The sequence below is a fragment of the Nocardia terpenica genome (assembly GCF_013186535.1).
GTDB classification, from domain to species: domain Bacteria; phylum Actinomycetota; class Actinomycetes; order Mycobacteriales; family Mycobacteriaceae; genus Nocardia; species Nocardia terpenica.
The window spans coordinates 1,372,912-1,398,182 of sequence record NZ_JABMCZ010000001.1; the positions used below are offsets into that span (position 1 = coordinate 1,372,912).

The following is a 25,271-nucleotide window of genomic DNA, read 5'->3' on the forward strand; positions in this document are numbered from 1 at the left end:
CCGGCGGGCGGGGCTTCCGTTCACTGCATCCGTCCCGAGCCTGGTCCCCCTTTGTCTGGCTTGCCTTCCGGCGGAACGTCACTCACGCGGCGCTTCCCCGGGGGCCCGGTCACATTCATCGTCATTTCCTGCTCCGAATCCGGTTGTGAGTCGACAGCGCGTTGCTGAAGCCGTTGGGACATCTGCGTTATGGCTTCACGAAGGATCTGCGCCACGTCCATGCGCTATAGGAGACGCGCAACGGGCCCGTCGCCGTAACGGGTGGGGCGGGGGTAGTTGTGCGTGTTGGGGGTGGGGGTGTGAGGAGGGGGCGTGGGATACGAACTAGAGATGGCGCGATCGTGTAGCCCGTGCAACACTCCCGCTATGGGACGCCCACCCAAGCAACCCAACGTCGAGCTAAACGACTTGCTGTGTGAGTCCGGGATCAGTCGTGGAGCGCTCGCGCGAATGGTGGTCGACCGGGCTTCCGCTGTTGGAGTGGAGCTGGCCTACGACTACCGATCGGTCGGGCGGTGGCTCGACGGTGAAAAGCCTTATCCCCCTGGACCGGTGCTGATTGCGGAGGTGATGACCGAAGCGCTCGGACGCCGGATAACCCCGCTTGAGTGTGGAATGGCCGGCGACCAGGAACCAGCGGACCTGGGACTGGAATTCTCACTGAGCTTGGTCGAAGCAACAGCGTCGGTGACGGCGCTGTGGAGGAGTGATGTGGAGCGCAGAAGGTTCCTGATCGGAGCCTCGTACGCGGTGGCGGTGTACCCCGCGGCATCAATGCGATGGCTGACGCTGCCTGGCCCGGAACATCCGGTATCCATGGGCGTGCGTCGAGTGGGTCAGAGCGACATCGACTCGATACGCATGATGACCGCTGCATTTCGCGAACTGGACAACAAGGCTGGCGGCGGACGAGTACGGGCGACAATCGTCCAGTACCTCCACGGATCGGTAGCCCCGCTTCTGCGCGGAAATTACGCCGAGCCGATCGGCCGCCAACTCTTCGCGACCACAGCCGAGTTAACGAAGCTGGCCGGCTGGGCAGCATATGACCAAGAAGAACATGGGCTTGCGCAGCGATACCTAATCCAGGCGCTGCGTCTTGCACGAGCAGCCGGGGACGCAGGACTCGGAGCCGAAATCCTCGCCGCCATGAGTCACCAGGCCACGTACGTCGGTCGCCCAGGCGATGCAGTCGACCTGGCCCGTGCAGCACAGATCGCCGCGCGCAGCGCGGGGTTGGCGGCGCTGGAGTCCGAATGCCACATGGTCGAGGCGCATGGTCATGCCGCCCGGACGGATGACTCGATGTGCGCCAAATCCATCAATGCCGCAGAGCGCGCCTTTTCCAAGGACGTGGCCTCTGATCGACCGGCCTGGCTGAGCTATTTCGACGGGGCGTACATGTCCGCGAAGGTCGCTCACTGCTTCCGCGACTTGGGCGACGATGCCCGCACAGCGCATTTCGCCGAGCAATCGCTCGATATGTCGGACGGCTACCTCCGAGGTCGAGCCTTCAACCTCGCCCTGCTGGCCTCCGCACGCGTAGAGGCCGATCCACACGAAGCTGTGCGAGTCGGACGGCAAGCACTCGACATCGCCACTGGTTTGGCTTCACGCCGCAGCTATGCCTACCTGCGGGAACTGAGGACCCGCTTGAGTCCGTACACTCAGCTCCCGGACGTGGACGACTTCCGGAACCAGGTCCTTGAGCTGACTAAACGTCGAGAGTGAGAGCCCGGTACACCGCGACTACGGTAGCGGCGCCGACAATTTCGCCGCGCTCGATCATCTTCGCGGCCTCGCTGAGGGGGAACCAGCCGAGTTCCTCCGCCTCATTGATATCCGGTTCGCTGCCAGTTGGATCGGCACCGCGTGCGAGGTAGATCTCCTGGGGCTGGTCGAGACTGCCGATTGAGGGCTGGTAGGTCACCAAGTGTTCCATCGACCTCGGGCGCCAGCCTGTCTCTTCCTCGACTTCGCGGGCTGCTGCCGCGGCTACATCCTCGGCGCCGTCGACATATCCGCCCGGCAACTCCCACACCCACTGGTCGATGATGAACCGGTGCCGGTACATCAGCAGCGCCTCGCGATTGTCATTGAGCACCAACGTCATTGCGCAGCGCGGCATCCGCGCGACGTACTGGGTGAACCGCACTCCATCGGGAAGCTCAACATCGACGGTCGTCAGTCGGATATGCCGGTTCTCGTCCACCAGGTTTTCGCCATGGATCTTCCACTGGGTGCGCCTCACACCCTCGACCGTATCGCGGAGAGTCGGGGCAAGCCTGCGCGACGCGAAATCTGGTCTGTGAACGAGCCGGACTACGCAGCCGGGTCGCCGCTAATGGTCATCCGCACGGGTCAGCACCGTGGGTTGATGGCCCTGGTCGGGCCGAATTGTCGCGATATAGACGCCTGCGGCCGGGGCGCGGCATTCCACCAGGCATGCAACCACTCGATTGGGTTCGGTCGGATGATGGTGCACGCTGACCACCCGTCCCGAGCGGAGAACCGCCTTGGGATCGTGGGCTTCGACACCGCGACCGTGGCTGTCCGCCCACCAGGCAACGCTGTCGCCGACCGCGAGTTTATCGAACATGCATTCGAGAATAGCTGGTCGATCCTCGCGCTGGCGTGGGGCTCAAGCGGAGCGGGCGGCAGGCGATGCGGTGATGTCGACCTGGAGGCCGAACCTTGGGGCGTAGTCGATCAGAGTGTCCAGCTTGAAGCGATCCAGGCGCCGATTCTTCAGGGTGGAGATCGTCGACCGCGGCAGCCCCTTCTGGATGGCGAAGTCAGATTGCTTGAGGGGCGACGTTTCGATCTCGTCGGCGATGGTGTTGCCCAACTGGCGGATCAACCGCCCGGCCTCGGTGTAGTCGGTCTCTGGGATTGCCTTTGTGCTCAATCGCGTCGACGGCCCCGACACCTTCGATCTGTCGTTCCGCCCGTCAACGCGCATCCGAAGCTTCAGCCCGAATAGGTGGCAGTAGTTCACGAGTCGCTCTGCGGAGAAATCCTCGATGAGCCGGTTTGCAAGACGGCTGACGTCCCCCTTGTCGATGCCGACCTGGAGAGCGATGTCCTGGTACTGCTCACCGCGTTCGGCGATGACATCAGCGATAGCGCCGATGAGCTGCTCGCGGAGTTCCAGGCTGGAGGGCACGCCCGACAGTGTAGCCCGATTCCCATTTGACCAGCTCGACTCCAGCAAGCGTTCCATCCTATCCGCGTTCCATGGAATGCATGGTACGGTTGTTGGCGCGCCACGGTCTATGGCGCGCCCCTCTGCGCCCGTAGGGATCCAAACGGGTGGGACGCCTCACCAGCGTTGCGGAGCCGTTAAACGGGGACTCTGCACCTATTTCGATCCAGGCAGGTCCACCCGGTAAAGGCAGACTCGAGCGGGCGCGGCGTGGTAGCCGCAGCTGACCGCCTGGGATAGCTCCCAGTCCTGGGGCTCCGAGTAATTCCCGCGAGCCCGTTGCTTAACCAGGCCACACCGTTCCGACCGACCGGGCGAACCCGCGTTAGGCATCCCGTAACCCTTGCAGTTACGGGGTTACTCTGCCCGCAACCTCCCGAACGCTCGGTCCCAGGCGATTCCCGGATGGGAAGGTGCGGGGCTGATTCAAGCTGCCGAGCGTCAGACTCGGGGGTGAAGACCGTACTGCGTTCCAAACACCAAGGTCTGCCTGGAACGTAGAAACTGGCCAGGGGGCGATAGGTGCAACCAATCAATCAAGCCGGGCGGGCGGGGTGTAAACCCGGGGGGTGTCGCTGCGGGTGGCTCGTAAGGTTGGTGTCGCGGCTGGAGCTTCGGCTCGGGCGCGCTTCCCCGGTCGGGCGGCTGCTACGACCAGCCGGGGCGCTTCTCCTTCGGTGTTTGGGACGCAGAAAGGCCCTGGCGGTTCGGTGGATCCGCTGGGGCCTTTCTGTATCCGCGGCCGGCCGCGATCGAATCGGTGGCGTCGCTGGTTGGGTGAGCGCTCGGTGCCGACATCCGAATGCCCCGCGCCTGCAATGTTCCGCGGGTGCTATGCGTCGACCGCGGCGGTTTGCTTGTGGCGCTGATGTGGGGTTTCATTGAGGAGTGAATTGCCCGCTGCTTCAGCATCTTTCGATGTGATTCGGGGAAAGTGGGATCATTTCATCTGATTCGCTATGAGATGATTTCACTTCGGCGGATTCCCGTGGTTTCCGGCGTCAGGCCGCGCCCATTCGGATGAACGTCTGTAGGCCGTTCGCGGCGGCGTCGCTGCCCAACCTGGAGATGCTGCACGCTCCGATCGAGTCCATTCCGCCAATGACGAGGCACCCGGTGTTGGTCATGCTGGTGTGGATGCCGAGGAAGTTGGTCATGGCCTGCTCGGCGTCGGTCCGGGTCTTGTTGGCGGGCAGCTGCTTGACGTCGGCGAGCATGGTGTTGACCTGCTGGGCCTGCCAGTTCGCGCAGCTCGCGAATTCGTCGCCTTGCTTGGCTTTGCAGTCCGCGGTGAGGAAGTGGTCGTAGGCGGTCCGGAAGGTGTTCCAGGTGTACTCGGCCGGCGCGGTCGTCGTCGCGGTCGTGGTCGCTGCGGCGGGGGTGGTGTGGTCGCTGCCGCAGCCGGCGGTCGTGCTGGCGATGGCGGTAGCGGCGAGGACGGTGCCCACGATGGCCGGGATGCGCTTCACATTCTTCTTTCGGTTCAGCTCTTGATCTTGGAGACCAAATCCTAAAGGCCGCACCCACGGCGAGTCATATCATCTGGAAACCGTGCGAGCCGCTGGGACAATGCCAAATAGATGATTCAGGCGGTGGTGTTGTGGCTTGGGGTTCCGGGGGCACCCGCGAGGTAGGTGCGGAGTACCGGCGAAATCGGCCGGATGTATTGGAGCGCGACGAATTTCAATGTCAGCTCCGCTTCCCTGTGTGCGTCGGCCGTGCCACCGAAGTCGACCACATCGTGAACTTCGCCCGGCATGGCTCCGATGAAATCGACAACCTCCAAGCGGTGTGCGCTCCATGCCATCGGGTCAAGACCGCGCGCGAATCCGCCGAGGCGCGCGCGGCATCCAGGCTCGCCGCACGGCATCCGGATTCCCTGCGTAAGCACCCGGGGTACTGCTGATCATCTTGCGCTCTCCCATGGTCCCCATACCGTGGGAGAGGTAGTGGGGCGTAGCTCAATTCGGTAGAGCAGCGGTCTCCAAAGCCGCCCCGTGCAGGTTCAAGTCCTGTCGCCCTGGCTCTTTCCCCGAATCCACAGCTTGGCAGGGGCGCGTCTGCCAGCTCGCGTGTGTGAAGCGGGTGAAACCAACGCGCGAATCCGTACCGCCGTATCGCAGGTGGCGCCGCCATGGTGGCTGCCCGCGGTGGGGAGCGGCTCTACCCCGACACGGGAGCACAACTCAATATGGCTGGACGCAGAAGCGGTCCACCGCCGAAGAACCCGGACGAGAGGCTGCGGCGCAACGCCGATCCGTTCGTCACCGGTGACGGCTGGACCGAGATCGACCCGACCCCGCACGACGGCGAGATCCCCGAGATCCCTGAGTGGATCACCGTGGGGCCGACCGGGCGTGCGATCTACGAGCACCTCGCGGCGCTGCCGCAGGCCCGCCTGTATGGCGCCGGCACCTGGTTCCAGCTGTGGGTGACGCTTCCGCTGATCGAACGCTATCTCTCGCGACCCGGGAGCGAAAACTATAAGGCCGTCACCTCGACTCTCGGTGCGGCACTTCGTCTTACAGAGGATGACCTCGCGCGGGCGCGGGTTCGAATCAAGCCGGTCATCGACGAGGAAGACGAGGATGCGCCGACTGCCGGGAAGCAGGTGGTCAGCTTCGCCGAGGAGCGACGGGCACGGCTGCTGAAGGGCGCGTGAGCCCGGGTGCCGCACGACATCGTCACCCACCCCGACCACGACCGCGAACGCTCCCTCGGTTGGCTTGCAGTCGCCTGGCTCGAGCACTACGCCGTCCATGGCCCCGGCGACGTCGGCGGTGAATCCGTCGCGCCGATCGTCGATGAGTACGTCCGCTTCGTCGTCGACACCTACGCCCTCGATCGCGACGGCCGCCGGATCTACGACCACGTCTTCCTCAGCCGCCCAAAAGGGTGCGCAAAGTCCGAAGTCGCTGCTCTCATCGCGCTTTTCGAAGCCATCGGCCCTTGCCGATTCGCCGGGTGGGCACGCGGTGGCGAGGTGTTCCGCGACGACTGGGGCGGGGATTTCACGTACACGTACGCGCCCGGTGAACCCATGGGCAAGCGGCTCAAGAACCCCTATATCCGTTGCGTTGCAACAGAAGAGGGGCAGGCGGGGCTCGTCTACGACACCGTCCACCTGAACCTGACCGAGGGGCCACTGCGCCGTGCTCTGCCGCGCCGGGACGACGCCGGCCTGACCCGCATCCTGATTCCCGGTGGCGGAGAGATCATTCCGTCGACCAGCTCGGCGGCGTCCAAGGATGGCGGCAAGGACACGCTGACCCTGTTCGACGAGACGCACCTCTACAACAAGCCTGAGCTACGGCAGACGTACAAAACGCTGACTCGAAATCTGCGTAAGCGTCGACGGTCCGCGCAGACTTTCGCGGTCGAGACGACCACGATGTACGCGCCGGGCGAGGACTCTATCGCCGAGCAGACCTACAAGCTGATCCAGGACACCCTCGCAGGGAAGCTCAAATCCCATCCCCGCCAGCTGTTCGACCACCGATACGGAGCGATTACCCCCGAGGAGCTCGACGACGAAGAGCTGGTGCGCAAGGCGCTGCTGGACTCTTACGGCGACTGCGCGGCGTGGAACGACGTCGACGGCCTGGTGGAGGCGATTGCCGACCCGCGAAACGACGTAATCAGCAGCTTCCGCTACTGGTTCAACTCGCCGACCTCCGCGGAGAACGCATGGGTTGTCGCCTACGAATGGGACGCGGTCGGCCCGGACAACATGCCGGTCGAGCCTCTCGCCGCTGGCGATGTGATCACCCTCGGATTCGACGGTTCCCGGCGCCGCCGCCGCGGCGTCACCGATGCCACCGCTCTCGTGGCGTGCCGGGTCCACGACGGCCTGGTCGTGCCGATCAAGATTTGGGAACAGCCCCCAGGCGCGTTCACCGACGGATGGGAAGTCCCCGAGCACGAGATCGAGGCCGCGCTGCTCGAGACCTTCAAGACCTACAAGGTGGTGGCGTTCTACGCCGACCCGGCCCGGTGGGAGGCGAACGTCGCTGCATGGGAGGCCAAGTATGGTCCTCACTTGCTGGTGAAGTCCTCGGCGAGCCATCCCATCGAATGGTGGATGACCGGCAGCCGCGCATTCAAAACCGTTGAGGCGCTGCGGGAATTCGTGGAGGCGATCCTCGACCGGAAGCTGTGCCACGACGGCAATCTCACGCTGCGGGCGCACGTGCTCAATGCCCGGCGCGCGGAGACGCCGAAGGGCATTCAGATCCGCAAGGAGAACCCGGACTCGCCGAACAAGATCGACGGCGCTGTTGCCGCGGTGCTGGCGTGGCAGGCCCGGCTGGATGCGGTGGCCAAGGGAATCGGAAAGAAGAAGCGCCGCCGGATCGCCGTGCGCGTGCGATGACTGAAGGACCTAACTGAATATGGCTCAGCAGCAGCAGAAGACGCAGCCGCCGGAGTGGTGGTTCGAATACCTCATGAAGCGGTTCGACGAGAAGCTCGAATGGGAGCCGCGCGTCACCTCCACCAACACCCCCAAGACCAGGCGAGAGCGCCTGGACCTGCTGTGGAGCTACTACATCGGGGACGGCCCGCTGCCGTTCATCAACGAGAAGTACCGAGAAACCTTCAGGGAGCTGCTGCGCAAGTCGCGCCCGAACTACGCCATCATGGCCATCGACTCCATGTGCGACCGCAGCGTGCTCAAGGGCGTCTACACCGAGGCCGACAAGGATCTCGACGGCGACGACATCGCACGCAAGGTCCAGGAGGTGTCGGGTTTCGCTGCGTTGCAGCGGGACATGCAGACCTGGCTGTACACCCTCGGCGAGTCGTACGTGACGATCGTGCCGCCGCTACCGGGCGCACCCACAGGCAGCGTGCCGATGCTGCTGGCGGAGAACCCCAGATTCTGTGTGGGCGAGCCAAATCCGCTCATTCCACGGCAGCTGATCGCCTTCGTGAAGGTGTACCGGGACCGAATCGCCAACTGCCAGAAAGCCTTGCTGTTTCTGCCTGGCCAGCGGATCGAGTTCATCCGCGAGGAAGGCCAGTTCGGCACCAAGTTCATCCTCGACCAGTGGTCCAAGGGCGAAGTCGCAGCAATGGCCGGCCTCGAAGAGTTCGGTGGGATCCCCGTCGTCCGCTTCGAGAACAAGATGGGACTGGGGGAATTCGAACCCCACCTCGATACCCTCGACCGGATCGCCGACGGCATCCTGCACAGGAAGATCATCACCTGGTACCAAAGCTTCAAGCAGCGGGCCATCAAGGGGGACTTGGACGGCGGCGAGGACTTCAGCGACGACGAGAACTCGCTGATCCGCTCCCTCGGCGACGCCAAACTCGAGGACATCTTCCAGGCCGACCCGGGCACCCTGTGGATCGTGCCCGAGGGTGTGGAGTTCTGGGAAAGCGGCGCAACGGATTTGACGCCACTGCTGCTGGCCGAGCGTGACGATGTCAAGGAATTCGGTGTATCCACCCGTATCCCCATGCACATGCTCGCTCCGGACGGCAACAACCAGACCGCCGAGGGCGCCTCGATGCTTCGCGAGGGCCTGACCGACAAGATCAACGACCGCCAGGCGCGCCAGGAGCCGCAGTGGATGCTGTTGTGGCAGATGGTGTTCGCGCTGTCCGGGCAGGCCGCCCGCGCGGTGAACGTGCGCCTTCAGTGGGGCAGCACCGAACGCACGCCGCTGGCAGTGCGCGCGGACGCGGTACAGAAGACCCGCGGCGTGCTATCGCGCAAGCGGCAGGTGGTGGAGCTGATGGAGATGGATCCGCTGGTCGCCAAGCTCAACGAGACAGAGCTGATGGAGGAATCCATGGCCATGGACACCACTTCCGGTGGTGCGGTGCCGGCCGCGAATCCGGCTGCCGCGCAAAGCGCTCCCGCCGAGCCGGGTACGGACGCGGGCGGCGACGAGCTGGCGGTGGCCGCCTAATGGGGTCGGAGCTGTTGCTGCGGATCCTGCTGTCGCATTCGCAGCGGCGGCGTCTGCTTCTGCTCGATGCCCAGGACCGTGTGCAGGCGCTGTGGCGGATGACCGACCCGTTCGACGGGGCCGCGGTGGAGGACTTCTCTCAAGCCGCAGCGGATATCTCGATCGCCGCCCAGCGCAAGGCCGTGACCATGGTCGCGGCAGCTCAACGCCGCTATCTCGCCGAGATCGACACCGACCTCGGCGATTTCGTACCCGAGGTGCCCGACGAGGTGCGGATGTACTCGACGACGCGCCCCTACCGGTACGCGAAACCGAAGACGGTCCGCACCCGGGCTGGGGCGTCCGAGCGGTTGCCTGCCGCCGAGCCGTTCAACCGCCCTGCACGCCGGTATCGGCATGAAGTCGCTGGTGGACGTGATTCCAGTGATGCTCTGGACGCTGCGGCGAACCGTGTGAAAATGGAGCTAGCCACGAACGTCGCCCTCGCTGAGAGGGAGGCGGAGATGCAGATCATCGGCCAAGCCGGTGTCGTGGATCTCGACGTGATCGGATACCGGCGAGTCATCCGGCCCGAACGCTCCCGCACCGGTGTGTGCGGATTGTGCGTGGCGGCCAGCGACCGGATCTACAAGACCGACGAGCTCAAGCCCATGCACACGGGCTGCAACTGCACGGTCATGCCGGTCAAGGAAGACGCGGATCCAGGACTTCGACTCAACCGCGAGGACCTGACCAGACTGTATGACGATGCGGGTGGCACCGGCGCAAAGCTGTTGCACCGCACCAAGTACGGCGTCGACGAGCATGGCGAGCTTCAGGCGCTGCTGGTGCCCAAACGCCGCGGTGAGCCTGTGCCGCGTTTCCGGGATCCGGAAGTGCCCGCGGTGGTGGACCTGGATGCCGACTTCACCGAGGTCGCGCGACGCCAGTTGCCGCTGATGCGTAAGGAGTTGGCCAAGACGCGTTCCCAGGGCGTGCCGGACGACGATCCGCGTCTGCGCTGGCAGCAGTCGCAGGTGTACGCGTTCGAACAGCTCCTCGCGCTCTAGAACTTCCCACCTCCTGGGGTGGACGAGAACCGGGCCGGGTTCCGCCAAGGAGCCCTTGCCCACCACCAAACCATTTACCCGACAAGGGATCACAACTGAATATGAGCAAGCAGCAGCGCGCCGACACCCTTGCCTCCTCCGCTCCCGACGACGTCACTCCCGACGACATCGAGACGGTCGAAACTGCACCGGAGGCAGGCGAATCCGATGGTGTCGGCGAGGAGCAGGCCGTGAACAAGCACGGCTACCCCGACAACACGCCGCTGACGGAAATGACCGTCGAGCAGCAGGCCGCCTATTGGAAGGCCAAGGCCCGCATGCACGAATCCCGGTCGCGCGCCAAGGCCGGTGGCCTGAGTGCCGAGGAAGCCGACGCGCTGCGCAACGAACTTCAGGAGCTGCGCGACGCACAGCTGTCGGAAACCGAACGCGCCCAGCAGGACGCAATCGAATCCGCGCGGGAGGCCGGCCGCAGCGAGGCACGCGATCAGCTGATGCCGATGCTGCACGAGGCCCAGCTGCGCGGCTATGCATCCACGGTCATCAAGGGCGCCAAGCTCGACGGTTTCGTCTCCACGGTCAACATCACCGCGTTCAGCGCCGAGGACGGCTCGATCGACGGCGAGAAGGTCGTCGCGCACCTCAAGGCCATGTACGGCGAGGAACCGCCCTCCTCCGCCGCTGCGAGCACCTACCCGAATTTCGGACAGGGCAGCCCGGGGGCGACCTCCCAGAAGAGCACCCGCGCTGACGGCCTGGCCGAAGCGAAGCGGCGCGGATTCTCCCCGGCCGCCTAACCCATCTCTGGAGCCATTCATGAGCAACATCGCTACACGCAAGACCGGTACGTTCCGGGGTGATTCGCGGGCGTTCGTCTACGCCGACATCTCCGCGCAGGCGGGCCGTGCCTCGGTCACTCTCGACATGAGCAAGTTCACCTCGGTTCAGATGCCGGAAGGCTATCTGCCCTCGGGCATCGTGCTCGGCAAGATCACCGCGACCGGCAAGTACGGCCCCTACGACAAGACCGCCGCCGATGGCCGCGAGACCCCGGCCGGATTCCTGTGGGACGCCTTCGCTCCCACAGGTCCGGATGAGGCCGCCCCGCTGTGGTTCGGCCCCGGCGCGATCAAGGAGAACAAGCTGCCTGCCGGTAATGGCCTGGATGCGCAGGCCAAGAGTCTGCTGGCCGCTTGGTTCAAGTTCTTCTGAAACCTGGTCTCTCACAACTGAATACACAACTTAATACGGAGGCCATCCCATGGCTCTAGTCTTCGACGCGCCGGTCCATCCCGATTCGGCGACCGTCTTCGCGCGCGAAATTCCGCTGCCATCCGACCACAAGCTGGCCGCGTTCCTGCCTGACCAGCTGGTACAGGAGCAGACGATCAAGCTGGTCAACACGACCCGGGTGAATCGGACTGCCAGCTTCAGGTCGTTCGACGGCAACATCCCGCAGCTCGAGCGGGACTTCTTCGAGACCAAGGAAGTCGACCTGCTTCCGATCTCGGTGCAGGGCATGAAGGGCGAGCTCGAGCGGCTCCAGCTCGAGCGTGCTCGGCAGAAGGGTGGCTCGCTCTCGGCGATCACCTCGGCGATCTACAACGACATCGAGCTGGCGGTTCGCGCGATCCGCAATCGCATCGAGGTCGCGCGCGGCGAGTTGCTGCACACCGGCAAGATCGACCTGGCCGGCGAGAACGGCCTGTACCTGAAGGCCGACTTCGAGGTCCCCGGTGATCACTTCGTCACCGCGGGCAAGGTATGGACCGACACCGCCGCAGCCCAGATCGTTTCGGATCTGGCGACCTGGACCGAGAAGTACATCGCCGACAACGGTTTCGCCCCGGCAGGCATGATCATCTCCCGCAAGACCGCCTCGCTGCTCCAGCGCAACGCTGAGTTCCGCACCTACGCGGCCTCGATCGCCGGTTCGCCGCAGATTGTGTCCCGTTCGGTGGTCAACAACGTGCTGGAGGATTACAACCTGCCGCCGATCGCCGAGGTCTACGACACGGTGATCCGCGTCGACGGAGTCGACAAGCGTGTAATCCCCGAGAACAAGGTGATTTTCGTGCCGCCGGCCGGTCGCCTGGGCGGGGTGAAATGGGGCGTCACCGCCACCGCGCTCGAGCTGGTCAATGCCGCGCAGTCGGACATGACCTTCGAGGACGCTCCGGGCATCACCGGCGTGGTCGTCAAGAGTGGTCCTCCGTTCAAGGAGACCACCGTGGTCGACGCGTTGACTCTTCCGGTCCTCGAGGATCCGAAGAGCCTGTTCGTCGCAACCGTCTACTAGGCCGGGTGTTGTTGTGGCGAAGCTGATTTCGTGGGTGGCCGCCTACGACGAACACGGCGCGGCGCGCTGGTTCGGCCCGGCCGATGAAGTGCCGGAGTGGGCGGCCCGCCAGATCACCAACCCCGCCGCCTGGGACACCGTCCCGGCCCCCGCTGTCGAAGCGGGGGCCGGAGACGGCGCTACCAGTGGCGAGTCCGAGCCCGAGGCCGAGCCGGTCGCGCCCAAGCGGCGTACCCGCAAGCCCGCCGAGGGGGCATAACCGCGATGGGTGTCTTTGCTGGCCGAACCGATCTGATCGCCTCCTACGAGGGTCAGCTGACCGAACGGCAGCTGGTCTTCGCGGAGACCAAGATCCTCGAGGCCGAAGCGATGCTGATGTCGCTGGTGCCGCGGCTGGCCAGCAACCCCGCCGCGCTGCCGGAGCTGGTGCGCTACAACGCGCGTCGTGCCGTCTGCGCGGCCGTGCTGCGGGTGGTGCGAAACCCCGCCGGCGTCGCCTATCAGGCCGTCGGCGGGTCAACCACCCGGCTGCACGACAACGTTGCCTCGGGTGAATTGCATTTCACCGCAGAGGAACTCAAGCCGCTGCGCGCCCGAAAGAAGCGGTTCGGAGTCCTCGGAATCGCGCCGGTGAGGTGGTCGGCGTGATGCTGCTGCCAAACCTGCACGGCGACACCGTGATCGTGTGGCGTCGCCCGGCCCGCGACCGGTTCGGCGACACCTCCTACGTGGAGCACCACACGATTCCCGAAACGGTGATCGAGTACGGCTCCCAGGATGAACCCAACGCCAACGGCGCACCGACCGCCGATCGTGAGCTGGCGCGCTACGACGTGACCCTCTACTGCCCGGTCGGCGCCGATGTGCTGGCCAACGACCTGATCGAACTCCCCGACGGTGACCAGTACCACGTGGTCGGCCGCCCCCAGCGCCCCAAGCATCCGGTCACCGGATGGACCCCGGGCGTCGTGGTGCGGCTGCGGCGGATCGAAGGATAGAGACAACACAGTGCCTCGCTACAGCCGAATGGGTGAACTCACCTGGTACGGCGAACAATCCAAGCCACCGGTCAACCCCGCGGTCGAGGCCGTCGTGAACGGTCCGGTCATGGGCGGCATCCTCCAGGGCATCGCCCGCGAAGGCCGACAGATGTGGCGGTCCCGCACTCGCTGGCGGACAGGCCAATTGGCCAACTCCACCACCATCTCGCTCGAGATGCGCAAGAACGCCGGCTCGCTGCGCCCGCGCCGCGTGGCGGAGTTGACTGCCGACACCGACTACGCCGCAGCAGTCGAGTTCGGTCGCTGGAATCTGGCGAAGACCTTCCGCCGCCCGGCGGTCCGTGAACGGGTCAAGCCCGGCCAGTACCCACCACGCAACAGCCGCTACGCCCGCCACACCATGGGCGGCGACAACAGGCGAGTGCGCTCGATCGTCGCTGACCTCGAACGGCTCTACGGCGGCCGCAAATGAGCGAACCACTCGACTTCCCCGATGCCGAGCTGGTCACCATGGCCTTGCTCGACGATCTGGGCTGGACCTGCACCGCGCTCCCGGATCCTGCGGAATGGGCGAAGCTTGGCACCATCATCGCCATCAATCGCGTCGGCGGTGGCTGCGACGACGGCATCACCGACCGGGCCCTGATGTCGGTGGTGGTCGTCGACGCCACCCGCCCCAAGGCATGGGCCACCGCCGCCAAGGTGCGCTGCCGCATCCTGGGCGCCGCCCGGTCCCTTGCCGGCGGATTCCTCATCGACAACACCCGCGAGGAAGTCGGCAACACCCAGGAACCAGACCTCGCTGGCGACAACCGGTTCGTGGAATCCAGCTACTGGATCAGCTTCCGAGCGCAGTAGGCGATGACCCCACAATTTCAAACCTGCTCCGGCTGCCTGAAAAACAAGCCGACCGGTCACTTCCATCGCAACCCCAGCAAACGCCTCGGCATCGAGCGCCAATGCCGCGATTGCGCCGCCGACCGAAAGCTGCGGGGCCGCTACGGCATCAACCGCGACCGGTACATGCAGCTGCTCGACGACCAAGGCGGCGTGTGCGCGATCTGCGAAACCGACGACGCCGCACTCGTGGTCGACCACCAGCACGGCGGCACCGGACAGGTCAGGGGCCTTCTCTGCCACGGCTGCAACACCGGGCTGGGCCTGCTCAAAGATGACCCGGCGACGCTGCACCGCGCCGCTGAGTACCTCGAGTCGCGCTCGCAGGCGGCTTGAAAGTTCCACCCCCACAACTGAATACACAACTGAATAGGGAGGCCGGGATGCCGGATCTCAACGTAATGCGCGATCTGAAGCAGTCGCTGCTGCTCAAGCCGCTCTCCGGTGCGGTGTTCGTCGCGCCCATGTCGGTGGATGTCCCGGCCGCATTCACCACGGGCGCCACCGCGGACCTGCTGGACCTGAAGTCCGCGGGCTTCACCTCGCTGGGGCACGTCTCCAAGGAAGGCGCGCCCACCTTCACCCCGGAGACCGAGACCTCCGAAGTAGAGGCGTGGGGTCTGCTCGAGTCCGCGCGAACCGACGTCACCAAGCGAACCACCAAGATCGCCTGGACCGGCCAGGAAACCCACCGACACAACCTTCAGCTGTTCCACAACCGGGACCTGTCGAACGTGAAGTACAACCCGATCACCGGTGAGACCGAATTCGCGGACCCGACCGCGCCCTCGATCACCTACCACCGCGGCATCTTCATCGGCGTCGACGGTGCCGGCCCGACTACCACCTACGTGATCAAGGTGGTGCCCAAGATGACCATCACCGAAGTGAACGAGCAGTCCTGGAAGCAGGACGAGGTGATCTCCTACGGCTTCACCGCCTCGGCCAAGCTCGACGAGTCCACCGGCTACGCCATCAAGACCGTCCTGGCCGGCCCCGGCTGGAAGGCCCTGGCGGGTAAGGCGGGCTTCACCGCCGCGGCGTAATCCGCCCCCGCCCTGCCCGGAGCCGCACACGCGTTTGTGTGCGGCTCCAGGTGGGGCGTATGTCAATCACCCCCAAATCCTTTACGTACGAAAGGTTTCCGCTTCTCATGAGCGCTTTCACTCCCGTTGTCATGGTTCACCCCGACGGTATCGAGGTGACCGCCCACACTCCGACCTCGGTCAATGATCTGGCGTGCGCCGGATATGTCGCCAAGATTGGTAACAGCGCTGTCGCGCCGGTCGCAGATGTCGAGACCGATTCCAGCGACCGCAAGCCCAAGCCCAACACTGTCCGGCCTGCCGCCGGAAAGTAAACGGGCTCAAGGCAATCCACAACTAAATACATAACTGAATACAGGAGCCGCTCAAACCATGGCTGCCACCAAGGCCCAGAAGAAGTCGTCCGCATCGTCCGAGTCGAACTGGGCTCGCCTGGTCCGCGAGGCCACCAAGGACCGTAAGCAGTTCGAGCCGTACGTGTTCGACGCCTACGACCCGCCGGTGCTGATCACCCCGCCGACCGGCCTGGAGCGGCAGCTGATGCTGGCTCGCCTGTCTGACGAGGCCGGCAGCGTCGAACCCGATGACCTGCCGGAGATGCTGGCCGCGCTCGTCGGTGAGGCCGCCTTCGCCAAGGTCTGGGACGCGCTGCGCGACCAGCCCCTCGATGTCACCCTCGCGCTGATCGAGGACATCAACCGGCATTTCAACAAGGGCGCCGATGGCGGTGCCGAGGAATTCCCGGGGGGCGACTCGGCCTCGTAGCGCTCATCGAGAAGCACTACGAGGCCATCGAGTGGGATCTGCACGCCTACTGGGGCGTTGACCTGCTCGACTTCTTTCGCGGTGAGCTGCCGTGGGCCAAACTCTCCCGTTTCCTGCGGCAGCTCCCCGATGGCTCTCGCTACCGCGCCTCCCAGGCGATGGACATGGACCTGGCTGAGCACCTGGTCCGTCTCGAGGAAGCCAACGAAGCCCAACAGGCCGGGGCCACATCCGAAGACGCCGACCCGGTCATGCGGTCCTCGGCTGGCTACGACCTCAACGCTCACCTTCTGCTGACGATCGCGGATCTGTTGCAGAACCTCAACACCACTCTCATCGCGGTCAACCTGCCGCCGGGCAAGACCCCGCCGCGGCCCGAGCCGATGCCACGCCCGGTCTCCGCAGTCGACGTCATCCACTCCCGCCGCGAACGCGAACGCGCGAAGGCTGCCGAGGCCGCGTTCGGGTTCTGACCCAATCTCCCACTGCCACAAAGGGTTCGACATGTCTCTGATCGCTGGTCACGTAAAGATCGCTGTCGGCGCAGACATGACCGACTTCCTCAAGGACGTGGAGCGCGGTGTCAAGAACACCCCGGTCGCCAACGAAGGCAAGAACAACCGCGACCGCGAGGCCGCCGCCCGGAAGCAGGCCGACCGCGAGGGCGACATTGCGGGAAAGGCTCGCAGCGACGCCGACCACGCCAGGTCCAGCCGAGAACGCGAAAAGCATCTCGGCGACGAGCTCTCGCGTATCCGCCGCGACGCTTCCACCGAAGGTGACCTATTCGGCCGCACTTTCGCCAAGGCGTGGTCCAAGGCATTCAAGGACGAGGTCCGCAAAACGACGGGCAAGGGCCTCAATGTCCAGAGGATCCTCGCCGACGACCTGAAGATCAAGCAGGGCAAGGCGGCCAACACCACCAACGCCGCGAAGAACCGCGCGACCGGTCGTGAACAGATCAAGGCCCAAGAGGATCGCAACGACCAGGCCCGCCGGGCCGCCGCACGTGCAGCTCGGCGCGCTGACTCGCGTGCAGCGCGCCAGGAACGCTACGCCGACGAAGACGTCCGGGCCCAGAAGAAGAAGACCACCCGCACCCGCGAAGCGAACGACTTCGCCGAAAAGGTCGCGGGCAGGGAGAAGGAGCTTCGCGAGGCGCTTAAGCCCGCCGGCAAGCGCGCCGCCAAGGCGCTGCGCGGCTACGAGGCCAAGGTCGAAGACGAGATCGCCGGTGCCGGCAAGCTGACCGAAACCACCGAGCGCCGCGCCAAGGCATGGTCCAAAGCTGCCCGCACGCAAGACAAACTCGTCCGCGAAGCCGCCGTTGCGTGGACGTCGGTCAAGAAGGCCGATCACGCAGTCCGCCAGACGATCCGCGGCCTGGCAGAAGCTGAGGTCAAGGGCGACAGCGCCAAGCTCTCCAAGGCGCAGGCCGCATTCGACCGCACAAGCGACGCTGCTGCGGCCTCGCGCAAGCGCGCCACCGAAACCCAAGCCGCGCTCGTACAGGCCCGCAAGGACGCCGACAAACTGCGCGACCAGTTCCGACAGTCGGTGTCCACCAAGGACATCGACAAGAAGGCGATGGCGAAAGCCCGCCGCGACACCGAAGCCGCCATGCGCGCGCAGATGGGTCTCGTTCCCGCCGACGGTGACCCCAACGAGAACCTGCGCAAGATCTCCCAACGCGAGAACGCGCTGCGCACCAAGAGCAACGGCAAGAACCGACGGCTCAGCGGCGCTGACTACTACGCCATCAACCGCGCCAAACAGGCCGCCGCCGACCTCGATGTCCTTGAGCAGGAAGCCAAACTGCTCGAAGACCGCGTCAAGACCGCCAATGAGCGCGTCGCAGCCGCATCCCTGACCAAATACCAAGTCGACAACGACGCCACCTCCTCGATCACACGCCGCACTGCCGCTGAACGCGAGCTGAAGGCGGCCATCCTCGACCGCGACAAGGCCGACACCAGCCTCAAACGCAACGTCTCCCGTACTGCTGTCGCCCGGACCCGATACAGCGAAGCCAGCGGCGGACTCGACCGCCGCGAACGGTCCAACCCATTTCTGCGGCTCACCGAACGCCTCGACGCCGGTACCGGCAATTGGCTCGAAGAGCTCAACAGCAAACTCATCTACGCAGGTCGCTACCTGTCGTCGATCGGCCAGATCGCCACCACTTCCGCTGCGGCGCTGGCTGCCATGGGCGCAGTCAACCTGCTGCCCCTGATCTCCTCCGCCGCGCAGGCCGCCTCCGCACTGGCCACGCTGCCCGCCATCATCACCGCCGCCGGTGCCGGTATCGCCGCGTTGGCCGTCGGCGGCAGTGGCATCATCGGCGCGTTCAAGGCCGCCAAGGACGCGGGCGAATCGGCCGCTGATGTCGCCAACAAGCAGCAGGACGCCGCCGAAAAGGTGGCCGACACCTATGACTCGCTCGCGGACGCACGCGAAAACGCCGACCGCACAGCAGTTTCCGGCGCGCGCCAGATCGCTTCGGCCGAGAAGTCGGTGCAGTCAGCACTAGACCGCACGAAGACCGCGCAGGAGAACCTGAATAAGGCGCGAGAGAACGCGGCGGAAAAGATCCGCGACCTCAATGACGCACTGCGCGACAACTCCCTCGACGAACGCAGCGCCGCCCTGTCCGCGCTCAAGGCCGGCCAGAACGTCATCAAGACCGCCGCCGATCCGAACGCCAGTTGGATCGACATCGCCCAGGCGCAGATCGACGCCGAGCAGGCCAGCTTCAACCTCGAAGAAGTCCAGAAGAACAACAAGAAGGAAGTCGACGCCGCCGCCAAGGCCAACAAGGACGGCATCGAGGGCGACGAAGACGTTATCGCCGCTCGGAAGGCACTGGTTGACGCGAATGGCTCGCTGGTTGAGTCTCAGCAGCGGCTCAAGGACGTGGCCGAGTCGGTCGCCCAAGCCAACGAGGACGCCAACAAGCGCGCCGAACGGGCCGCCCGCAACTACCAGAACGCTCTCGACGACCAGAAACGAATCCTCGAGAAGCTCGGCAACTCCGGGCTCGGCGAGCAATTCGAGAAGGTCTACAAGAAGCTCTCGCCCAACGCGAAAGACCTCGTCGACCAGATCCGCGCGCTCGGCCCGGAGTGGACCCAGCTACGCAAGACCTCGCAGGACGCGCTGACCAACGGCCTCGGCAAGGCCATCGCCGACGTTTCGCGCAAGCAGCTGCCGACCCTGAGTCTGGGCCTGGCCGCGATCAACTCCGAGATCAACGGCGGAATCAAGAACTCGCTGAAGGTATTCAGCGAGCCGAAGTCGATCAACGACTTCAACACCTTCCTGTCGAACACCTCCGGCATGTTCCGCGGTCTCAGCAGCGCCGCCACCCCGCTGACGAAGATCTTCGTCGACCTCACCACCGCGGGTTCCGCAGTCCTGCCGAGCCTGGGCCAGGCCATCAACACCGTGGCTACGCGCTGGTCAGAAAAGATCGACCTCAAGCGCCAGACCGGCGAGCTGAACTACTCGATCAACCAGGGCATCGAGAAGATGCAGCAGCTCGGCCAGGTCGTCGGCAACACCTTCGGCGGCGTGCGCGGATTCTTCGCGGCACTGCGCGGCGAGGGCGACTCCATGATGGGCAGCCTTGTCCAATCGACTGCCCGATTCGAAGAATGGACCAAATCCGCTGAGGGCGCGGCGAAGATCCAGTCCGTCTTCGGGCGTGTCTCGGAGATCCTCGCCGATATCCGGCGGCTCGTCGGCGGCATCGCAGGGCTGTTCAACGCGCTGTTCGGCGACGCCATTCAGACCATGGGCGGCCAGACGCTGAAGGTCCTGGCCGACGTCGCGAACGCCTTCGCGACTCTCGCCACCGCCGTCATGAGCGTGACCGGGCTCGGCGATGGCCTCAACGCCCTGCTGACCGTGCTGGTCGGGTTCTTCGCGCTGCGCACCTTGACCGGCGTCTTCCAGAACCTCGGCCGCACCATCGTCGGATTCGTCAAGACCACCGAGGACTCCTCCCAGCGAGTTAACGGCCTGCCCGCGGCCGACGCCGACGCCGACGGCTCGCGCGACGGCAAGAAGAAGAAAAAGAAGAAGGGCAAGAAGAACAAGGACGACGCCGAGGGCGCCGGCGGCGAGCCCGGTTCCGTCCTGGACCTCGCTCTCGAATCCGAAGCCGAAGACAGCGACGACAAGAAGAAGACCTCCGCGGAGGCCGGTAGTGCTGGCGGTGCAGCCGATGGTGGAGACGACAGCGCCTCGTCGCCAACTGCCGACCAGAACGACCGCAAGAAGCGGACACCCCGCACCCCCCGCAAGAGCGGACCCAGCCAGACCCAGCAGGCGCAACGGCGTCGCCGGGGTCGCGCGGTCCGCCGCGGCCAGCTGCCCAAGAAGTTCGAGCCGGTCACCTTCATACCGACCGACTCCGCCGCCGGCCGGGCCGATGAGTTCGACACCAGCGACATCGTTACCGGCGTCCAGGGAACCGATGGACAGACCCCTCGGGGTGGAACTGGCACCGCACAACCCAATCCCGCTGCGGCACAGGCGAAGGCTGATCTGGACAGCACCAGCGGTGCCGCCAAGACCGCATCCGAGTCTGTTTCCCGGCAGGCCAGCACCGCATCCCAGGCGATCAACCAGCAGGCGGCAGCCGCATCCGAGGCAACCCGTAAACAAGCCGAGGGTGCCAGTCAGGCTGCCGAAAGCCAGGGCAAGCGGTCCAGCAAGGCCGTGCAGAATCAGGCCGACGCTGCCTCGCGGACGGGCCGCCGTCAGGCTGCCGAGACTGCTGCGACCGGCCGCCGCGAGGGCGCATCCCTCGGTAGCGCGATGGGCAGCGCGGCGCGCGACACCGCAAACGCTGCCACGAACGCCGCCCGCAGCGCCAGGAGCGGCCTTTCGGGGCTGCTGAGCGACTTCAAGCGCGTTTGGAGTGAAAGCCACACCGCGGCGCAGAATTCGTTCGACCGCACCACCAACGGCTACGACACCTTCCAGCGTGGCGTCCTCACCCGCGCCACCGCCATGCGCGATACCGTTGGCCGCAGCTTCGATGCACTGCCCGGCCGGGCCGCATCTGCGCTGTCCTCGGTGAGGTCCGGGCTTTCCGGTGTGGTTGAAACCCTCGGTGGCCCATGGACTTTGGCGTTCACCGCCGCGGCGGCCGGGTTCTCCTACTTCACGGGCAAGCTCGACGAGCTGAACCAAAAGGAAGCGGACTTCAAGCAGTCCATCAAGGACCACGCCGAGTTCCGCAAGACCTACGCCACCGACATCAAGAGCGCCCTGAACAACTCCGATGGACTCGTCGACGACGGCGTCCGCGGCACCCAGCTCGGCGCGGTCAAGGATTTCCGCGCCGAGATCGACGACCAGATCAAGGGCAAGTACAGCAACAGCGACCAGTTCTGGGACAACCTGCGCCCCTCGCACTGGATCGAGAAGCAGGAGGACTACCAGAAGCGCCAGCAGTTCTACCGGGACCGCAACAAGTCCGCGAAGGAAAACGAGGACATCAAGGGCGTCCTCGACGACTACAGCGACACCGAGATCAACGACGCGATCCTCGGTACCCAATCGAGGTTCAACGAGTTCGTCGCGGGCCTCAAACACGACGGTGACACCGACCAGGCGGTCAAGAACGCGACCGACCGGCTCTCCAAGCTCCGAAAGGAGTTCCTGGACAACCAGTCCGCGGCCAGCCGCCTCAAGGACACCATCGACAAGCTGCGCGACGGCAACCTCGAAGCCTCCGACGCGGTCGCGAAACTCGCTGGCGAACTGGCCAAACAGCGCGGCAACACCAACATCTTTCAGAACAGCCGCGCCGGCGCGTTCGCCGCGCTCGACAACCTCAAGGGCCTCCAGTTCGAGGACTCGGGTGGCGCTTCCTACACCGGCGGCAACCTCGTCAACGAGGAGTCGGCGAACGGTCGCGCCCTTCTCGAAGCGATCCAAGCCGCGCAGACCGGCCTGGACACGATGGCCTCCAGCGAGATCGTGCAGGCCCTCAACGCCGACCCGACCCGCAACGTCGAAGCCGCCATCAATACCGCCGAGGCCAAGACGCGGACCCTGCTCGCTGGCTACCAGGCGCAAATCGGCGCGAAGACCGGCATCACAGACGAAACGCAGCTCAATGCGCTGCTGGCCGCATACGGCCTCGATGACGCGTCACTGCGAAACCTGTTGACCGCCAAGGCAGGTAATGCCGCAGCACAGAACAACCCGCTGGGCGTGCCCGGGGGCCTGCCCGCCGTGGCCGCCCCGGCGGTCGGCACCGTCCCGAACGGTCAGCAGCAGCCCGCGAATGGTCAGGTCGCCCCGGCAGTCGATCCCAAGACCGGGCAGCCTGCCCCCGCGGTCGACCCCAAGGCCAGCCAGCCCGCCGCACAGCAGCAGCCCGATCTGGCGCCGACCACCAAGGCGTACAACGAGCTGCTCGACGTGGTCAACAAGCTCAAGACCTCGTTCGGCGACGTCGCCACCGAAATGGGCAAGGTCGCAAAGGGACTCGACGACACCAAGACCGCAACCGAGAACGCCAAGCCGAAAGTCGACGATCTCAGCGGCGCAATCGCGACGCTGCAAACCAAGTTCACCGAACATCTCGGCGAGACCGGAGCACTCAAAGCGTGGCAGGGCCTGGTCACCGGAATCGACGGCCACGTCAAAAATCTGACCGACACCATCCTGCCGACCCTGACCAAGGCCGTCGGCGACATGGAGACCAAGTTCTCCTCCGCGCCGACCAACATCACCACCTCATTCGCCGGGGTGAAAAAGGCAGTGGCAGATCCGATCAGCTGGATCATTACCACCGCGTTCGTCGCGCTGAAGAACGCCTGGAATTCGGTGCGCACGGTCCTGCCATCGCTGCCGCAGTGGGACGCAGAGCTGACGGGGATCAGCGGCGGCTACTGGACCGGCGGCATCATCCCCGGCTACACCCCGAACCGGGACACCACCACCATCGCTGTCGGCGGTGGTGAGGCGATCATGCGCCCCGAGTTCACCCGGGCGGTCGGGTCGGACTGGATCCACGGCATGAACGCCGCGGCCCGCGCTGGCGGCGTGCCCGCAGTCCAGGCTCAGATGGCGGGGACCACGTTCGGTGGTGCGTTCGCCACCGGCGGCATCGTCGGCTCGATGGAATCGGCCATCAAGGAACGGTTTCCCGGGATGCAGCTCACCTCGGGCTACCGCAACGAGCCCGGTTCATTTCATTCGACCGGGCAGGCCGGCGACTTCAGCGACGGCACCACCGACACCCCGGCCATGCAAAAGCTGGCGGCGTGGATCGCCTCCAACTTCTTGACCAGCACCCGCGAGCTGATCCACTCGCCGTTCAACCACAACATCGACGACTTCACTGATGTCGGTGACGGCATGGCCAGGTTCGGCGCCGACACGATGGCTCAGCACGTTTCCCACGTGCACTGGGCGTTGGAGAAGGCCCTAGGCGATGTGTCGGGCTCGGTCATGCCTACTGGCGACGGGTCCGCGCTCACCGCGGCGACGGGCAAGATTCAGGAGCTGCTGCTCCAGCCCATGGAGAAGGTCAAAGCGCAGATGCCCAAACTGGGCAACTCGGGCATCGAGCAGATCGCTGGAGCTGCGTTCTCGACCGTCATGGACGCCGTCTCTTCTGCGGTCGGCAAATCGCAGGATGCCGGAGTCACCCCGTTCGACATCAGCGCCGGCGTAGAACAGTGGCGGCCCAACGTTATCGCAGCGCTCGAGCGCGAAGGCTTCACCGCCGATGAGCGGAACATCCGCCTCACCCTGGCCCAGATCCAGTCCGAGTCCAGCGGCAACCCGAACATCATCCAGCAGATCAAGGACGTCAACTCTGGTGGAAACGAAGGCGTCGGCCTGCTTCAGCTGATCCCGGGAACCTTTGCCGCATACCGCAATCCGTCACTGCCGAACGACCGAACGAACCCGGACGCGAACATCAGCGCCGCGCTGCGCTACTACCGTGCCCGCTACGGCGACGACCTCGGCGCGCAGTGGGGCCAGGGTCACGGCTACGACCAAGGTGGCTGGTTGCCGCACATGGGTTGGGGCTGGAACATGTCCGGCAAGCCTGAGCCCGTGTTCACCAACGACCAATGGCAGACCATGGTCAGCCAGCTGAATGCGCTGGCGGGCTCGGTCACAGGGCTTGAGGGCTACACAACGCCCACCGGTCCGGCCTCGTTCGTGGAGATGCTGTCCAAGGTCATCGGGGCCGCGGCGAAGGCCCTGAAGAAGTCGGCCAAGCTGATCACCAAGCAGCAGGGCAAGCCGAAGCAAACCGATCCGAGCCAGTCCAAGGACACCAGCGGTGCGAGCGCCAGCAACGGCGGCAGCGGCGCGTCGGGCAAGGCGAACGAGACCGGTACCGGCGCAGGAACTCCCGCGACAGTGGACGCCGATCAGGGCCTGGTCACCGGCGAGCTGGAGAACGGCGAAACACCGACCGGTGACAGCAACGGCGATATCCAGCCCGAGAACCCGGATCCGAACGCGACCACCCCGGTGCTCAACGCCGACGGCACCACGACCGACGAGAACGGGAACACCGAGCAGCCGGCCACGGACACCCCGGCCACGACGGAAGCCCCGGCAAAGTCCGCGGATCAGCTGGCCGCCGAGGCGTACCAGAAGGCGGCCGAGACCACCCGCGACCCGGCGCACTACCAGGCGATCTGGAGCAAGGCCGGAAGCTCTGCGACCAAGGCGATCTGGGACCAGTTCACCAGCGACCTGGGCATCAGCGGCTCCGGATTCCTCTCGCAGGCGTACTCCGCGGCCACCGACTCCGACAACCAGCTCAACCAGGTCATCAACTACGAGCTGGGCAACCGGGTGCCCGGATACAAGGACGCCCGTGCGGCGCTGGCGAATCCGGGCGCAGCGATCACCACCGCCGCGCAGCAGGCGAGCGCAAATGCCCAGACCGCGGTGCAGAACGCCCAGAAGGTCGTGGAGGAGCACATCCACTACCACGTCACCAACATCGACGAGGCGCTCCGCAAGAACGCGTTGCGTCAGCAGCAGAAGGCCGCGGGGTTCATGACCCGCTGAAACCGCAACGCACACAACTGAATACGAC

The 25,271-nt window shown here is 65.3% G+C and carries 25 protein-coding genes and 1 tRNA gene; 21 read left to right on the plus strand and 5 right to left on the minus strand.

Features of this window, described 5'->3' with window-relative positions; translation table 11 throughout:
- Positions 1-366 precede the first annotated feature (366 nt).
- Positions 367-1,731, plus strand: a complete 1,365-nt coding sequence (locus HPY32_RS06450) for an NsdA family TPR-like regulatory protein (RefSeq protein ID WP_067592616.1) — start codon at positions 367-369, stop codon at positions 1,729-1,731.
- Here the strand turns inward: HPY32_RS06450 and HPY32_RS06455 are convergent.
- From HPY32_RS06455 to HPY32_RS46065, 5 genes are all read right to left on the minus strand, one after another.
- On the minus strand, positions 1,715-2,251 hold the full coding sequence (locus tag HPY32_RS06455; RefSeq protein ID WP_067592613.1) for an NUDIX hydrolase: 537 nt from the start codon (positions 2,249-2,251) through the stop codon (positions 1,715-1,717). The two genes, HPY32_RS06450 and HPY32_RS06455, sit on opposite strands and share 17 nt — an antisense overlap.
- Positions 2,252-2,341: 90 nt before the next feature.
- Positions 2,342-2,599, minus strand: coding sequence for a hypothetical protein (locus HPY32_RS06460; protein WP_067592611.1), 258 nt, complete (start codon positions 2,597-2,599; stop codon positions 2,342-2,344).
- A 42-nt stretch (positions 2,600-2,641) separates the two neighbouring features.
- Positions 2,642-3,166 carry an XRE family transcriptional regulator gene (locus HPY32_RS06465; protein WP_067592609.1) on the minus strand — a complete coding sequence of 175 codons (525 nt, stop codon included), beginning with the start codon at positions 3,164-3,166 and terminating at the stop codon, positions 2,642-2,644.
- Between the two features lie 1,040 nt (positions 3,167-4,206).
- Complete coding sequence (locus tag HPY32_RS06470; RefSeq protein ID WP_067592606.1) at positions 4,207-4,674, minus strand: hypothetical protein; 468 nt, start codon at positions 4,672-4,674, stop codon at positions 4,207-4,209.
- Positions 4,675-4,790: 116 nt separating this feature from the next.
- The gene (locus HPY32_RS46065; RefSeq protein ID WP_231951963.1) at positions 4,791-4,991 is read right to left on the minus strand and encodes a hypothetical protein; all 201 of its coding nucleotides are present in this window, start codon (positions 4,989-4,991) and stop codon (positions 4,791-4,793) included.
- Here HPY32_RS46065 and HPY32_RS06475 point away from each other — a divergent pair.
- The 20 genes from HPY32_RS06475 to HPY32_RS06570 all read left to right on the plus strand — a co-directional run bounded on the left by HPY32_RS06475 (position 4,947) and on the right by HPY32_RS06570 (position 25,243).
- Positions 4,947-5,111, plus strand: a complete 165-nt coding sequence (locus HPY32_RS06475; RefSeq protein ID WP_231951953.1) for an HNH endonuclease — start codon at positions 4,947-4,949, stop codon at positions 5,109-5,111. The genes HPY32_RS46065 and HPY32_RS06475 overlap by 45 nt on opposite strands.
- Positions 5,112-5,155: 44 nt before the next feature.
- Positions 5,156-5,229, plus strand: a tRNA-Trp gene (locus HPY32_RS06480).
- A gap of 110 nt (positions 5,230-5,339) precedes the next feature.
- Complete coding sequence (locus HPY32_RS06485; protein WP_067592600.1) at positions 5,340-5,867, plus strand: phage terminase small subunit; 528 nt, start codon at positions 5,340-5,342, stop codon at positions 5,865-5,867.
- Positions 5,868-5,873: 6 nt separating this feature from the next.
- Positions 5,874-7,577 (plus strand): terminase large subunit domain-containing protein, encoded by a 1,704-nt coding sequence (locus HPY32_RS06490; protein WP_067592597.1) that lies wholly within the window; start codon positions 5,874-5,876, stop codon positions 7,575-7,577.
- A gap of 19 nt (positions 7,578-7,596) precedes the next feature.
- Positions 7,597-9,123 (plus strand): phage portal protein, encoded by a 1,527-nt coding sequence (locus HPY32_RS06495; RefSeq protein ID WP_067592594.1) that lies wholly within the window; start codon positions 7,597-7,599, stop codon positions 9,121-9,123.
- Complete coding sequence (locus HPY32_RS06500) at positions 9,123-10,172, plus strand: hypothetical protein (protein WP_067592591.1); 1,050 nt, start codon at positions 9,123-9,125, stop codon at positions 10,170-10,172. Before HPY32_RS06495 ends, HPY32_RS06500 begins: the two co-directional genes overlap by 1 nt.
- Before the next feature lie 101 nt (positions 10,173-10,273).
- Complete coding sequence (locus tag HPY32_RS06505) at positions 10,274-10,969, plus strand: hypothetical protein (protein WP_067592589.1); 696 nt, start codon at positions 10,274-10,276, stop codon at positions 10,967-10,969.
- 19 nt (positions 10,970-10,988) lie between these two features.
- The gene (locus HPY32_RS06510; RefSeq protein WP_067592586.1) at positions 10,989-11,384 is read left to right on the plus strand and encodes a head decoration protein; all 396 of its coding nucleotides are present in this window, start codon (positions 10,989-10,991) and stop codon (positions 11,382-11,384) included.
- Between the two features lie 49 nt (positions 11,385-11,433).
- Positions 11,434-12,471, plus strand: a complete 1,038-nt coding sequence (locus tag HPY32_RS06515; RefSeq protein ID WP_067592583.1) for a major capsid protein — start codon at positions 11,434-11,436, stop codon at positions 12,469-12,471.
- Between the two features lie 13 nt (positions 12,472-12,484).
- Entirely contained in the window at positions 12,485-12,730 is a 246-nt protein-coding gene (locus tag HPY32_RS06520; RefSeq protein ID WP_067592578.1) for a hypothetical protein, read from the plus strand.
- Between the two features lie 5 nt (positions 12,731-12,735).
- Complete coding sequence (locus HPY32_RS06525) at positions 12,736-13,119, plus strand: Gp19/Gp15/Gp42 family protein (RefSeq protein ID WP_067592575.1); 384 nt, start codon at positions 12,736-12,738, stop codon at positions 13,117-13,119.
- Positions 13,116-13,469 carry a hypothetical protein gene (locus HPY32_RS06530; protein ID WP_156674644.1) on the plus strand — a complete coding sequence of 118 codons (354 nt, stop codon included), beginning with the start codon at positions 13,116-13,118 and terminating at the stop codon, positions 13,467-13,469. Before HPY32_RS06525 ends, HPY32_RS06530 begins: the two co-directional genes overlap by 4 nt.
- Positions 13,470-13,479: 10 nt before the next feature.
- Positions 13,480-13,944 carry a hypothetical protein gene (locus tag HPY32_RS06535; protein ID WP_156674643.1) on the plus strand — a complete coding sequence of 155 codons (465 nt, stop codon included), beginning with the start codon at positions 13,480-13,482 and terminating at the stop codon, positions 13,942-13,944.
- The gene (locus HPY32_RS06540; protein ID WP_067592565.1) at positions 13,941-14,330 is read left to right on the plus strand and encodes a phage tail termination protein; all 390 of its coding nucleotides are present in this window, start codon (positions 13,941-13,943) and stop codon (positions 14,328-14,330) included. The genes HPY32_RS06535 and HPY32_RS06540 overlap by 4 nt, the downstream gene beginning before the upstream one ends.
- A gap of 3 nt (positions 14,331-14,333) precedes the next feature.
- Complete coding sequence (locus tag HPY32_RS06545; protein ID WP_067592562.1) at positions 14,334-14,705, plus strand: endonuclease VII domain-containing protein; 372 nt, start codon at positions 14,334-14,336, stop codon at positions 14,703-14,705.
- Positions 14,706-14,752: 47 nt separating this feature from the next.
- Positions 14,753-15,415: a phage tail tube protein gene (locus tag HPY32_RS06550; protein WP_156674642.1), complete on the plus strand. Its 663-nt coding sequence runs from the start codon at positions 14,753-14,755 to the stop codon at positions 15,413-15,415.
- A 59-nt stretch (positions 15,416-15,474) separates the two neighbouring features.
- Positions 15,475-15,729 (plus strand): hypothetical protein, encoded by a 255-nt coding sequence (locus tag HPY32_RS06555; RefSeq protein ID WP_156674641.1) that lies wholly within the window; start codon positions 15,475-15,477, stop codon positions 15,727-15,729.
- Positions 15,730-15,787: 58 nt separating this feature from the next.
- Complete coding sequence (locus HPY32_RS06560) at positions 15,788-16,180, plus strand: hypothetical protein (RefSeq protein ID WP_067592554.1); 393 nt, start codon at positions 15,788-15,790, stop codon at positions 16,178-16,180.
- A 158-nt stretch (positions 16,181-16,338) separates the two neighbouring features.
- Positions 16,339-16,653: a hypothetical protein gene (locus HPY32_RS06565; protein ID WP_067592551.1), complete on the plus strand. Its 315-nt coding sequence runs from the start codon at positions 16,339-16,341 to the stop codon at positions 16,651-16,653.
- 31 nt (positions 16,654-16,684) lie between these two features.
- Positions 16,685-25,243: a transglycosylase SLT domain-containing protein gene (locus HPY32_RS06570; RefSeq protein ID WP_156674640.1), complete on the plus strand. Its 8,559-nt coding sequence runs from the start codon at positions 16,685-16,687 to the stop codon at positions 25,241-25,243.
- Positions 25,244-25,271 lie beyond the last annotated feature (28 nt).

Bases quoted from the DNA above. Each gene is read 5' to 3' on its own strand.
- HPY32_RS06545 (WP_067592562.1), top strand. From the start codon at position 14,334: ATGACCCCACAATTTCAAACCTGCTCCGGCTGCCTGAAAAACAAGCCG.
- HPY32_RS06565 (WP_067592551.1), top strand. From the start codon at position 16,339: ATGGACATGGACCTGGCTGAGCACCTGGTCCGTCTCGAGGAAGCCAAC.
- HPY32_RS06570 (WP_156674640.1), top strand. From the start codon at position 16,685: ATGTCTCTGATCGCTGGTCACGTAAAGATCGCTGTCGGCGCAGACATG.
- HPY32_RS06555 (WP_156674641.1), top strand. From the start codon at position 15,475: ATGTCAATCACCCCCAAATCCTTTACGTACGAAAGGTTTCCGCTTCTC.
- HPY32_RS06495 (WP_067592594.1), top strand. From the start codon at position 7,597: ATGGCTCAGCAGCAGCAGAAGACGCAGCCGCCGGAGTGGTGGTTCGAA.
- HPY32_RS06450 (WP_067592616.1), top strand. From the start codon at position 367: ATGGGACGCCCACCCAAGCAACCCAACGTCGAGCTAAACGACTTGCTG.
- HPY32_RS06485 (WP_067592600.1), top strand. From the start codon at position 5,340: ATGGTGGCTGCCCGCGGTGGGGAGCGGCTCTACCCCGACACGGGAGCA.
- HPY32_RS06540 (WP_067592565.1), top strand. From the start codon at position 13,941: ATGAGCGAACCACTCGACTTCCCCGATGCCGAGCTGGTCACCATGGCC.
- HPY32_RS06500 (WP_067592591.1), top strand. From the start codon at position 9,123: ATGGGGTCGGAGCTGTTGCTGCGGATCCTGCTGTCGCATTCGCAGCGG.
- HPY32_RS06460 (WP_067592611.1), bottom strand. From the start codon at position 2,599: ATGTTCGATAAACTCGCGGTCGGCGACAGCGTTGCCTGGTGGGCGGAC.
- HPY32_RS06510 (WP_067592586.1), top strand. From the start codon at position 10,989: ATGAGCAACATCGCTACACGCAAGACCGGTACGTTCCGGGGTGATTCG.
- HPY32_RS06525 (WP_067592575.1), top strand. From the start codon at position 12,736: ATGGGTGTCTTTGCTGGCCGAACCGATCTGATCGCCTCCTACGAGGGT.
- HPY32_RS06515 (WP_067592583.1), top strand. From the start codon at position 11,434: ATGGCTCTAGTCTTCGACGCGCCGGTCCATCCCGATTCGGCGACCGTC.
- HPY32_RS06560 (WP_067592554.1), top strand. From the start codon at position 15,788: ATGGCTGCCACCAAGGCCCAGAAGAAGTCGTCCGCATCGTCCGAGTCG.
- HPY32_RS06505 (WP_067592589.1), top strand. From the start codon at position 10,274: ATGAGCAAGCAGCAGCGCGCCGACACCCTTGCCTCCTCCGCTCCCGAC.
- HPY32_RS06550 (WP_156674642.1), top strand. From the start codon at position 14,753: ATGCCGGATCTCAACGTAATGCGCGATCTGAAGCAGTCGCTGCTGCTC.